The 11,608-nt window shown below is 69.9% G+C and carries 9 protein-coding genes and 2 tRNA genes; 2 read left to right on the top strand and 9 right to left on the bottom strand.

The features are described 5' to 3' along the window. Nucleotides 1-27: 27 nt before the first annotated feature. Nucleotides 28-100: transfer RNA gene (locus IF00_RS0123940), tRNA-Ala, on the bottom strand. Nucleotides 101-228: 128 nt separating this feature from the next. Here IF00_RS0123940 and IF00_RS0123935 point away from each other — a divergent pair. Next, nucleotides 229-777, top strand: a complete 549-nt coding sequence (locus IF00_RS0123935) for a helix-turn-helix domain-containing protein (protein WP_030321253.1) — start codon at nucleotides 229-231, stop codon at nucleotides 775-777. Nucleotides 778-838: 61 nt separating this feature from the next. After that, complete coding sequence (locus tag IF00_RS0123930) at nucleotides 839-2,221, top strand: serine/threonine-protein kinase (RefSeq protein ID WP_030321251.1); 1,383 nt, start codon at nucleotides 839-841, stop codon at nucleotides 2,219-2,221. 22 nt (nucleotides 2,222-2,243) lie between these two features. Here the strand turns inward: IF00_RS0123930 and IF00_RS0123925 are convergent, their stop codons facing one another. The 8 genes from IF00_RS0123925 to recF all read right to left on the bottom strand — a co-directional run bounded on the left by IF00_RS0123925 (nucleotide 2,244) and on the right by recF (nucleotide 11,558). Continuing rightward, a complete protein-coding gene (locus IF00_RS0123925; RefSeq protein WP_030321249.1) occupies nucleotides 2,244-3,560 on the bottom strand; it encodes a hypothetical protein in 1,317 nt (438 codons plus the stop codon). A gap of 104 nt (nucleotides 3,561-3,664) precedes the next feature. Next, nucleotides 3,665-3,799: a DLW-39 family protein gene (locus tag IF00_RS43990; protein ID WP_003958712.1), complete on the bottom strand. Its 135-nt coding sequence runs from the start codon at nucleotides 3,797-3,799 to the stop codon at nucleotides 3,665-3,667. A gap of 158 nt (nucleotides 3,800-3,957) precedes the next feature. Continuing rightward, nucleotides 3,958-4,031, bottom strand: a tRNA-Ile gene (locus tag IF00_RS0123915). 109 nt (nucleotides 4,032-4,140) lie between these two features. Beyond that, nucleotides 4,141-4,707 (bottom strand): DUF3566 domain-containing protein, encoded by a 567-nt coding sequence (locus tag IF00_RS0123910; protein ID WP_030321248.1) that lies wholly within the window; start codon nucleotides 4,705-4,707, stop codon nucleotides 4,141-4,143. A 106-nt stretch (nucleotides 4,708-4,813) separates the two neighbouring features. Then, nucleotides 4,814-7,444, bottom strand: coding sequence for a DNA gyrase subunit A (gyrA, locus tag IF00_RS0123905; protein ID WP_030321246.1), 2,631 nt, complete (start codon nucleotides 7,442-7,444; stop codon nucleotides 4,814-4,816). Nucleotides 7,445-7,485: 41 nt separating this feature from the next. After that, on the bottom strand, nucleotides 7,486-9,516 hold the full coding sequence (gene gyrB / locus IF00_RS0123900; protein ID WP_030321245.1) for a DNA topoisomerase (ATP-hydrolyzing) subunit B: 2,031 nt from the start codon (nucleotides 9,514-9,516) through the stop codon (nucleotides 7,486-7,488). Nucleotides 9,517-9,876: 360 nt separating this feature from the next. Continuing rightward, nucleotides 9,877-10,440 carry a DciA family protein gene (locus IF00_RS0123895; RefSeq protein WP_030321244.1) on the bottom strand — a complete coding sequence of 188 codons (564 nt, stop codon included), beginning with the start codon at nucleotides 10,438-10,440 and terminating at the stop codon, nucleotides 9,877-9,879. Beyond that, a complete protein-coding gene (recF, locus tag IF00_RS0123890; RefSeq protein WP_030321242.1) occupies nucleotides 10,437-11,558 on the bottom strand; it encodes a DNA replication/repair protein RecF in 1,122 nt (373 codons plus the stop codon). Before recF ends, IF00_RS0123895 begins: the two co-directional genes overlap by 4 nt. Between the last annotated feature and the right edge of the window lie 50 nt (nucleotides 11,559-11,608).

The raw sequence follows: 11,608 nt of genomic DNA, 5'->3' as shown, positions 1-11,608 counted from the left end.
TCCGCAGTTCACAGAGGGTGTTTGTCGTGGAGCCTAGGGGAGTCGAACCCCTGACATCTGCCATGCAAAGACAGCGCTCTACCAACTGAGCTAAGGCCCCGGAACGAGAACAGAGTACCGGGTCACCCCCCATGTCCGGCAAAAGGATTGGGACTCCCGGTCGGCGACCACTCTCCGTAAGATGCTGAGCGAGGTTCGCAGTGGCGAACCTAGGGATGGGGAGAAGAAATGGACGCAGCGCAGCAGGAAGCCACGGCGCGAGCCAGAGAGCTTCAGCGCAGTTGGTACGGAGAGCCGCTGGGGGCGCTCTTCCGTCGGCTGATCGACGATCTCGGACTCAATCAGGCCAGGCTCGCGGCCGTGCTGGGATTGTCCGCGCCCATGCTGTCCCAGCTGATGAGCGGCCAGCGTGCCAAGATCGGAAACCCGGCCGTCGTCCAGCGCGTCCAGGCGCTCCAGGAGCTCGCCGTACAGGTCGCCGACGGCACCGTCAGCGCCGCCGAGGCCACCGACCGGATGGACGAGGTCAAGAAGTCGCAGGGCGGCTCCGTCCTCACCAGCACCGCTCAGCCCGCCACCGGCTCGGGCGCTCCGACCGTCCGCCGGGTGGTCCGCGAGATCCAGTCGCTGCTGCGCTCCGTAGCCGCTGCGGGGGACATCATCGACGCCGCCGACTCCCTCGCCCCGGCCCACCCGGAACTGGCAGAGTTCCTCCGGGTGTACGGCGCGGGGCGCACCGCGGACGCAGTCGCGCACTACGAGTCGCACCAGAACTGACGCGGTCGGCAGTCGGCCGGTACCGCCCACAGACGAGGCAACGGGGAGCGGACACAGCACGATGGGTGAGGTATTCGCTGGTCGGTACGAGCTGGTCGACCCGATCGGACGGGGCGGGGCGGGCGCCGTGTGGCGCGCCTGGGACCACCGGCGCCGCCGCTATGTGGCGGCCAAGGTGCTCCTGCAGAGCGACGCGCACACGCTGCTCCGCTTCGTCCGCGAGCAGGCGCTGCGGATCGACCATCCGCACGTCCTCGCCCCCGCCAGCTGGGCCGCCGACGACGACAAGGTCCTGTTCACCATGGACCTGGTCGCCGGCGGCTCTCTGGCGCACGTCATCGGCGACTACGGCCCGCTGCCGCCCCGGTTCGTCTGCGTCCTGCTCGACCAGCTGCTCTCGGGCCTGGCCACGGTGCATGCCGAGGGGGTCGTGCACCGCGACATCAAGCCCGCGAACATCCTGATGGACGTCACCGGGACCGGACGGCCGCATCTGCGGCTGTCCGACTTCGGCATCTCCATGCGCAAGGGCGAGCCCCGCCTCACCGAGACCAACTACGTGGTGGGCACGCCCGGTTACTTCGCACCCGAGCAGCTCCTCGGTGCCGAACCCGACTTCACCGCCGACCTCTTCGCCGTCGGTCTGGTCGCCCTCTATCTGCTCCAGGGCCGCAAGCCGGACTCGCAGGCCCTCGTCGAGCATTTCCTCACGCACGGCACTCCCGGCGCCCCCGAGGGCGTCCCGGAGCCCCTGTGGCAGGTGCTCGCCGGTCTGCTGCAGCCCGATCCGCAGGCCCGCTTCCGGACGGCCACGGGCGCGCGCAAGGCCCTGACCGCCGCCGTCGACATGCTTCCCGAGCCGCGCCCCGACGAGGACCGGGTCGAGATCTTCGACCAACTCGGCCCCCTGCCGTCCGGCTTCGGCCCCCAGGGCCCGACGGGCCCGGCCGGCACCGCCGCCCCCACCGGCCCGGCCGGCGACGCGGCCACGGCCGCCCAGGGCGCCTCCACGGCCGCCGCGCCCGGCGGCGTGCCGACGCCCGCCGCCACGCCCGTACCGCCCCAGCAGCAGCCCCCACAGCCGCACTACCAGCCCCAGCACCCGGTCTCCCCGGCCACGGCCCCGGCCACGGCTCCCGCGCCGCTGCCCGGGCCCTCCGAGACGGGCAGCTTCCACCTGCCCCCGCCGGTCGGCCACCCGACCCCCTCCTTCGCCCCGGCACCGACCTCGACGGCGCCGTACGGACAAGCCCCTACTCATCCATACACCGCACGGCCCCTTCAGGTTCCCGCGCAGCACGCGGCCCCCGTCACGGTCCCGGCGGCGCCTTCCTCCCCGGTCCCGGTACGCCGACCGGGACCGCCCCCGAAGGTGACGATCCCGGTTCTGCTGCTCGCGCTGGTCTGCTTCGCGGTCGGCTTCTGGGCCCTCGCCCAGACCTGAGCCGACCCGAGGCCACCCCGCCTTACGCCGCCCGCCTCCGCGCCACCAGCGTCCACGCGCCTAGTCCGAGGAGCAGGAGCGTCCCGCTGCCGATCCCGGCCGCCGCCACGACCCGCATGGAGTCGCTGTCCGACGCGGCCTGCGCCACCGAGGTGCCCTTCTCCGCCGCCTCCTTGTCGTCGGCGGTCACGCTGAACTGCCCGGGATCCCCGTCGTACCCGGGCCCCGGCCTCGCGTTGCCCCGAAGCGAGACCCGCAGGGTCAGCGGCACCGTCTTGTCCCCGTACTCATTGGCCATCGCCGGGTTGAGCGTGGCCGACAGGTAGTACCAGCCCGCGAAGCGCATCCCGTTGGTGGCCTCGTCGTACGAGCTGCGGTTCTCGTGGGCCACCGGCCGCAGCGCGTCGAGCGCGAGCGTCGAGGGCTTGCCGCTGTAGCTGACGGTGTTCTCGTCGACGTGGCCGAGCGCGGGGTTCTCCAGGGAGAGGACCAGCGCGTGGCCGATGTACTCGTCGCCGGTGGCGCTGCTGCCGAGTTCGGCGGTGGCGAAGAGCTGCTGTCCCCAGTCGACGGGCACCCGGTAGAAGAGCGTCTGACCGGGCCGGATGTCGGACCGCCACTCTCCCTGCGTCAACGAGGCGGCGTCGTGGACGCCGGAGCCGCCCTGGCGCGGCCGCGGGTCGCCCGCGGGCGGCCCGGGCGTGCCGGAGGCCCAGACCTCGGGGAGCTCGGTCGGGCCTGCCTTCTTCAGCCCCGGCTCGGACGCGTAGCGGATCTCCAGCTCCCAGTCGTCCGTGCTCGCCTTCGACTCGCGCTCGACGAGGACGTAGTAGGCGCCGGCGCGCTGGCAGATGGAGCTGTCGGCGTCGACGGTGCGGCGGGCGTAGGCGGCGAGCGGCCGGGTGTACTCGCTGGAGGAGAAGTTCGCCTGCTGGTATCCGCATTCGGTGCCGGAGCCGTCCTGCATGCTCACCTTGAAGCCGTCGCCGTACTCGACCTTGCCGCCGGCCTTGGGCACCGCGACGACGGAGACGTAGGCGTTCTGCTGATCGAGGTCGACCCGGTAGTAGACCTTGCCGTTCTTCTTGAGCGTGTCGCGGTAGGTCTGCCCGGTCTTCAGCTGCACGGCGTCCGAGCTCGAGGCGGCGCCCTGGACGCGCTGGGCCGAGCTGTCGAAGGTGTACGGCGGAATCGCACCCCCGGCGGCCGGGCTCAGGACTGCCGCGCCCCCGGCGGCCGCGGCCGCCGTCTGCCCGGGGAGCGCCACGACCGCTCCCACCGCCGCGGCCGCCGTGATCAGGGCCCCCGCCCTCCGGCCGAGGCCGGCCTGCGTCTTCACGCGCTGCTCCTCTTCACTTAAGCAAGTAGAAAATTTGCTCAGGCAAAGCGAAGCCCCGGCCCGCTCTCGCGCGGCCGGGGCTTCACCCACAGACGGTTTTCGTCTCAGACACCGGAACCTGCGGGCACGGAGTCGGTCGCCTCCGTCCACAGATCCTGCTCGGCGCGATCCGCCTGGATCTGGCGGTACACGAGGAGCCCGCCGATGGCGGCCAGTGCGACCAGGAGAAGCTTCTTCACCGCGCGACCTCGTCTTTCGTTGACGTAGGAGACTTCTGACGCCCACTCTACACATCGACCGATACCGATCGGTGACCTGTACGAGGTTCAAACCTTCCAAGGCTCCCGGACAAACAAATCGACCCGGACGGAGGAACCGTCCGGGTCGATCGATACTGTGGGGCTAACAGGATTTGAACCTGTGGCCTCATCCTTATCAGGGATGCGCTCTAACCAACTGAGCTATAGCCCCGCCGCGCTCTGCGGTGTGTGTCCCGCGCGCTGACTCCTGAACATTAGCGCACAGGGGGGCCAGTCCCAAAATCGGTAACCGACCGGCCCCCTCGCAGGTCACTCGGCCGTCACTCGTCCTCGGCGAGCGTGAGCTCCACGCCGCCCACGAAGCCGGCCGACAGGTTGTAGACGAACGCGCCCAGCGTCGCCAGCGCGGTCATCAGGACCACGTCGATCACGGCGATCACCGAGGTGAACATCAGCACCCGCGGCAGCGACAGGAACGACTGCAGATCGAAGCCGTTGGACTCGTTCGAGCCCGTGGCCTCGCTGATCGTGCCGCCGACCGTCGAGAAGACGCCCATGGCGTCCATGACCATCCACAGCACGGCCGCCGCGACGATCGTGCAGATGCCCAGCGCGATGGAGAGCAGGAAGCTCACCTTCATCACCGACCACGGGTCGGCCTTGGCCACCCGCAGCCGCGCCTTGCGCGTACGGGGCGTCGTGCGGGCCCCCGTTCGCGGCCGGCGCACGGCACCGGTCTGCCCACCCGCCGTACCGCCCGACGCCGGAGCGCCGTACGCCTGCGGCGGATGGTAGGGCCCGCCCGGCTGCTGCGCACCCGTGCGCTCGCCGGGCAGCGGCCCGTTGTAGGTCTCGTACGAGGGCTGCTGCCCTCGAGTGTCCGTCACCGCAACCCCCTGGGAGTCCGTGGCGGGGCCACGGGCGCCGTTCGCTCCAGCACCAGCAGAAGCTCCGGCAGCCGCCGATCCGGCGCCCGTGGCTCCACTCACGCTCTTACTCCTCGTGCTCCCCGGCCGAGGGCTCCGTGCCCTCGACTGCCTCGGTCTCGACCACGACGGTCTCGACCACCGCCGCCTCGGACGCCTCCACGGCGCCCTCGGCGTCGTCGATGTCCTCGTCCTCGCCGCCGGCCTCGGCGTTCCGTGCGATGCCGACGACGGCATCACGCTTGCCCAGGTTGATCAGCTGGACGCCCATGGTGTCACGGCCGGTCTCCCTGACTTCGTTGACTCGCGTACGAATCACACCGCCGGACAGCGTGATGGCGAGGATCTCGTCCGTCTCCTCGACCACCAGCGCGCCCACGAGCGAGCCGCGGTCCTCCACGATCTTGGCGGCCTTGATACCGAGGCCGCCACGGCCCTGGACGCGGTACTCGTCGACGGGGGTGCGCTTCGCGTACCCGCCGTCGGTCGCGGTGAAGACGAACGTACCGGGCCGGACGACATTCATCGAGAGCAGCTCGTCGTCCGCTCGGAAACTCATCCCCTTGACGCCCGAGGTGGCACGTCCCATCGGACGCAGCGCGTCGTCGGTGGCGGTGAAGCGGATCGACTGCGCCTTCCTGCTGATGAGCAGCAGATCGTCCTCGGCAGAGACCAGCTCGGCCCCGATCAGCTCGTCGGCGACGCCTTCGGCGCCGTTGTCCGTCTCCCGGAGGTTGATCGCGATGACACCACCGGAACGCGGCGAGTCGTAGTCCTTCAGCGCGGTCTTCTTGACCAGGCCGGCCTTGGTGGCGAGCACCAGGTACGGCGCGGCCTCGTAGTCGCGGATCGCCAGGATCTGGGCGATCTGCTCGTCCGGCTGGAAGGCCAGCAGGTTGGCCACGTGCTGGCCGCGCGCGTCCCGGCCGGCGTCGGGCAGCTCGTACGCCTTGACGCGGTAGACCCGGCCCTTGTTGGTGAAGAAGAGCAGCCAGTGGTGGGTGGTGGAGACGAAGAAGTGGTCGACGATGTCGTCCTGCTTCAGCTTCGTGCCCCGCACGCCCTTGCCGCCGCGCTTCTGCGAGCGGTAGTCCTCGGTCTTCGTCCGCTTCACGTAGCCACCGCGCGAGATGGTGACGACGATGTCCTCCTCGGCGATCAGGTCCTCGATGGACATGTCACCGTCGAAGGGCACGAGCTTGGACCGGCGGTCGTCGCCGAACTTCTCGACGAGCGCGGCCAGCTCCTCGCTGACGATCGCGCGCTGGCGCTCGGGCGAGGCCAGGATCGCGTTGTACTCGTTGATCTTGGCCTGCAGTTCGTCGTGCTCGGCGACGATCTTCTGGCGCTCCAGGGCGGCGAGCCTGCGGAGCTGCATCTCCAGGATCGCGTTGGCCTGGATCTCGTCGATCTGGAGCAGGTCCATCAGGCCGCCGCGGGCGACCTCGACCGTGTCGCTGCGCCGGATGAGCGCGATGACCTCGTCGATCGCGTCGAGCGCCTTGAGCAGACCACGGAGGATGTGGGCGCGCTCCTCGGCCTTGCGCAGCCGGAAGCGGGTCCGGCGCACGATGACCTCGATCTGGTGCGTCACCCAGTGGCGGATGAACGCGTCGAGCGAGAGGGTGCGCGGCACGCCGTCGACGAGCGCCAGCATGTTCGCGCCGAAGTTCGTCTGCAGATCGGTGTGCTTGTACAGGTTGTTGAGGACGACCTTGGCGACGGCGTCGCGCTTGAGCACGATGACGAGGCGCTGACCGGTCCGGGACGAGGTCTCGTCGCGGACGTCGGCGATGCCGCCGATCTTGCCGTCCTTGACCAGGTCGGCGATCTTCTGCGCGAGGTTGTCCGGGTTGGTCTGGTACGGAAGCTCCGTGACCACCAGGCACTGGCGGTTGTGGATCTCCTCGACCTCGACGACCGCGCGCATCGTGATCGAGCCACGACCGGTGCGGTACGCCTCCTCGATGCCCTTGCGGCCGACGACGAGCGCGCCGGTGGGGAAGTCCGGTCCCTTGATCCGCTCGATCAGCGCGTCGAGGAGCTCCTCGTGGCTGGCGTCGGGGTGCTCCAGCGCCCACTGCGCACCGGCCGCGACCTCGCGGAGGTTGTGCGGCGGGATGTTGGTGGCCATACCGACGGCGATGCCGGCGCTGCCGTTGATCAGCAGGTTCGGGAAGCGGGACGGCAGGACCGTCGGCTCCTGGTTGCGGCCGTCGTAGTTGTCCTGGAAGTCGACGGTCTCCTCGTCGATGTCCCGGAGCATCTCCATCGACAGCGTCATGAGCTTGCACTCGGTGTAACGCATGGCGGCGGCCGGGTCGTTGCCCGGGGAGCCGAAGTTGCCGTTGGAGTCGACGAGCGGCATGCGCATCGACCAGGGCTGGGCGAGGCGGACGAGCGCGTCGTAGATCGAGGAGTCGCCGTGCGGGTGGTACGTACCCATGACGTCACCGACGACGCGGGCGCACTTGTAGAAGCCCTTCTCGGGCCGGTAGCCGCCGTCGTACATCGCGTACAGCACGCGACGGTGGACCGGCTTGAGGCCGTCCCGTACGTCGGGCAGCGCGCGGGACACGATGACGGACATCGCGTAGTCGAGGTACGAGCGCTGCATCTCGGTCTCGAGCCCGACGGGCTCGATCCGCAGCACGGGCTCTTCTTCGGTGGTCCCGGTCGGGGTGGTTTCGTCGGCCATTGCTGGTCGTCAGTCCTTTCGTACGGTCAGCTGAGACCGACTCAGATGTCGAGGAAGCGAACGTCCTTGGCGTTGCGCTGGATGAACGAGCGGCGTGCCTCGACGTCCTCGCCCATCAGCACCGAGAACAGGTCGTCGGCCTGCGCGGCGTCGTCCAGGGTGACCTGGCCGAGTACGCGGTGCTCGACGTCCATGGTGGTGACGCGCAGCTCCTCGGCGTTCATCTCGCCGAGACCCTTGAAGCGCTGGATCGAGTCTTCCTTGATCCGCTTGCCGCTCTGCTTGCCCAGCTCGACGAGCGCGTCCCGCTCACGGTCCGAGTAGGCGTACTCGAAGTCGTCCCGGCCCCACTTGATCTTGTAGAGCGGCGGACGGGAGAGGTAGACGTGACCGGCCTCGACCAGCGGACGCATGAAGCGGAAGAGGAAGGTCAGCAGCAGGGTGTTGATGTGCTGACCGTCGACGTCGGCGTCCGCCATCAGGATGATCTTGTGATAGCGGAGCTTCTCGATGTCGAAGTCCTCGTGCACACCGGTGCCGAAGGCCGAGATGAGGGCCTGGACCTCGGTGTTCTGCAGGATCTTGTCGATCCGGGCCTTCTCGACGTTCAGGATCTTGCCGCGGATCGGCAGGATGGCCTGGTACATCGGGTTGCGGCCGGACTTGGCCGAGCCGCCGGCGGAGTCACCCTCGACGATGAAGATCTCGCACTTGGCCGGGTCGTTCGACTGGCAGTCGGACAGCTTGCCCGGCAGCGAAGCCGACTCGAGCAGGCCCTTGCGACGGGTCAGGTCGCGCGCCTTGCGCGCGGCCACGCGCGCGGTGGCGGCCTGGATCGACTTGCGGATGATGTCCGCGGCCTCGATCGGGTTGCGGTCGAGCCAGTCGTTGAGGTGCTCGTAGACCGCCCGCTGGACGAAGGTCTTGACCTCCGTGTTGCCCAGCTTGGTCTTGGTCTGGCCCTCGAACTGCGGCTCGCTCAGCTTGACCGAGATGATCGCCGTCAGACCCTCGCGGATGTCGTCGCCCGTGAGGTTGTCGTCCTTCTCGCGGAGCAGCTTCTTGTCGCGCGCGTACTTGTTGATCAGCGAGGTCAGCGCAGCGCGGAAGCCCTCCTCGTGCGTGCCGCCCTCGTGGGTGTGGATGATGTTGGCGAAGGAGTACACGCCCTCGCTGTAGCCGCTGTTCCACTGCATCGCGACCTCGAGGGACAGGGCCTTGTCCTTGTCCTCCGCCTCGAGGTCGATCACGGTGGGGTGGACCAGCTCGCCCTTGCGCGAGTTGAGGTACTTCACGAAGTCGACGATGCCGCCCTCGTAGTGGTACTTCACCGTGCGCGCGGCCGGCTCGGCGGCCGCCTCGGCGTCCGGGTCGTCGGCGCCGACCGTGGCCTTGGCGGACTCGCGCTCGTCGGTGAGCGAGATGGTCAGGCCCTTGTTGAGGAAGGCCATCTCCTGGAAGCGGCGCGAGAGCGTCTCGAAGGAGTACTCGGTCGTCTCGAAGATGTCCGGGTCGGCCCAGAACGTGACCGAGGTACCGGTCTCGTCGGTCGCCTCGTGCTGCGCGAGGGGCGCGGTCGGGGCGCCCATCTTGTAGTCCTGCGTCCAGCGGTGGCCGTCCGTCTTGATCTCGACGGAGACCTTGGTGGACAGGGCGTTCACGACGGACACACCGACGCCGTGCAGACCGCCGGAGACGGCGTAGCCGCCGCCGCCGAACTTTCCGCCCGCGTGGAGCACGGTCAGCACGACCTCGACGGCCGGCTTGCCCTCGGAGGCCACGATGCCCACGGGGATGCCACGGCCGTTGTCGACGACGCGCACGGCGCCGTCGGCAAGGATCGTCACGTCGATGGTGTCGGCGTGGCCGGCCAGGGCTTCGTCGACCGAGTTGTCGACGACCTCCTGCACCATGTGGTGCAGACCGCGCTCGCCGGTCGAGCCGATGTACATACCAGGGCGCTTGCGCACGGCATCCAGGCCTTCGAGGACCTGGATGTTGCTGGCGGTGTACTGGTTGTTCTCGTTGGGGTCGCCGGAATCGGCCACGAAGCGCCCTTTCTGGCACAGCACAGGCCGTTCTCCGGGCATACGGGAGCGGCTGCGTCGTTCGACTTGTTCCGCAGGGTGGCGGGATTGTCTCCCAGTCTACCGGTAGCGCCGACAGTCATGGGGGTTTGCCGGTGCCTGAGTCCGCATGTGCCGCCCTGAGCGGGAGCTGAACGACTCCCCATATCCGGACAGGGGCTTCAGAGCCCCCTGACGGCCACCCAGCGCTTCGACCCGTAGCGCGTTGTGGGCATACGTTCCGCAGGCGTGGGGGTCGCCCCGGACGGGGTCGGAGAGAGGGTGGGCGCAACGCCTCCACGCACGGCGCTCTCTGCTCGGACCCGCACCCCGGACCCCGCTCCCGAAGCCCGGGCCGCCGGCGCTCTAGCCGTACGTGTCCCCGGGGCCCACCGACCCCGGCGCCCTGAGCGGCCCGTACCCCCGCCGAGGCGCACCCGGCCCCAGCACCTTGATCATCCGCACGGTGCCGTGCCCGAGGTCCTCGTTGAGCCGCGCCACCAGCGTCGGCGCGAGCAGCCGCAGCTGCGTGGCCCACGCCGTCGAGTCGCACTGCACGGTCAGCACCCGCGCGTCCGGCTCGTCGTCGAACTTCACGGGCACGCAGTGCTTGGCCAGGTCCTCGCCGACGATCTGCGGCCAGCGGCCCATGACCCCGCCGACCGCCGCCGGTGTCTCCCAGCCCCGCTCGGTGATCAGCCGGTTGATCGCGGCGCCGAGCGCCATCGGGTCGCGCCCGTCGGCGCGCGCGCCGGAGCGCAGGCCGCCCCCGCGCCGGGCCTGCTTCTTCTGCTGGGCGGCGGCGCCCTTGGCCTTCGCCTGTTCCTTGGCGGCGCGCAGCGCGACCCGCGCGAGATCCACACCCGAGGGTTCGGGAACGGACGGCACCGGAGGCGTATCCACAGGCTGGGGAAGGTTTTCCTCGCTCATACGCGCTCCACCGTCCCTCCGGCCACGTGGTACCTCGTCCCCGCGAGGACCCCCGGGACGTCGTCGTCCACAGCGGCCGTCACCAGGACCTGCTCGCCGCCCGCCACCAGCTCCGCGAGCCGCTCGCGCCGCCGCGCGTCCAGCTCGGCGAAGACGTCGTCGAGGACGAGGACGGGCTCGTTGCCCTCGGACCGCAGCAGGTCGTACGAGGCGAGCCGCAGCGCCAGCGCGTACGACCAGGACTCACCGTGGCTGGCGTACCCCTTGGCGGGCAGCTGGCCGAGCTTCAGGAGCAGCTCGTCACGGTGGGGTCCGACGAGGGTGACGCCCCGCTCGATCTCCTGCTTGCGCACCTCTGCCAGCGCGGCGGTCAGCTGTTCGTACAGCTCCTCGCGGGTGTGCCCGGTGCCCGGCGCGGAGGGCCGGTACTCCAGGAGGATCGGCCCGCCGCCGGGAGCGAGCTGCTCGTACGCCTTGTCCGCGAGCGGCTGCAGTACGGCGATCAGGTCGAGCCGCTGGGCGAGCAGCTCGGCCCCGGCCCGCGCGAGGTGCTGATCCCAGACGTCGAGGGTGGACAGGTCCATGCCGCGGCCGCCGTGCCGGCGGGCCATCGCCGCGGACTTCAGGAGCGTGTTGCGCTGCTTGAGCACGCGCTCGTAGTCGGAGCGCACCCCCGCCATGCGCGGCGTGCGCGCCGTGATCAGCTCGTCGAGGAAGCGCCGGCGCTCGCCGGGGTCGCCCTTCACCAGGGCGAGGTCCTCGGGCGCGAACAGCACGGTCCGTACGATTCCGAGCACGTCACGCGGTCTGACCTGCGAGGACCTGTTGATACGGGCGCGGTTGGCCCGGCCCGGGTTGAGCTCCAGCTCGACCAGCTGGGAGCGCTCGCCCTGGGTGACGGCGGCGCGGACGACCGCGCGTTCCGCCCCCATCCGGACGAGCGGGGCGTCGGAGGCGACGCGGTGGCTGGAGAGGGTCGCGAGATAGCCGACGGCCTCGACCAGATTGGTCTTGCCCTGGCCGTTCGCGCCCACGAAAGCGGTGACGCCCGGGTCGAGCGGGACCTCGACCCGGGCGTAGGAGCGGAAGTCGGCCAGCGACAGATGCGTGACGTGCATGGTTGGGCGCCGACCTTCTTCCCCCGGCGGCTGTGCACCGCGGGGTGCAC

The organism is Streptomyces flavochromogenes (assembly GCF_000717595.1).
GTDB classification, from domain to species: domain Bacteria; phylum Actinomycetota; class Actinomycetes; order Streptomycetales; family Streptomycetaceae; genus Streptomyces; species Streptomyces flavochromogenes.
The sequence above is the reverse complement of the archived record's forward strand: the minus strand, read 5'-3'. Positions and strand labels throughout refer to the sequence as shown.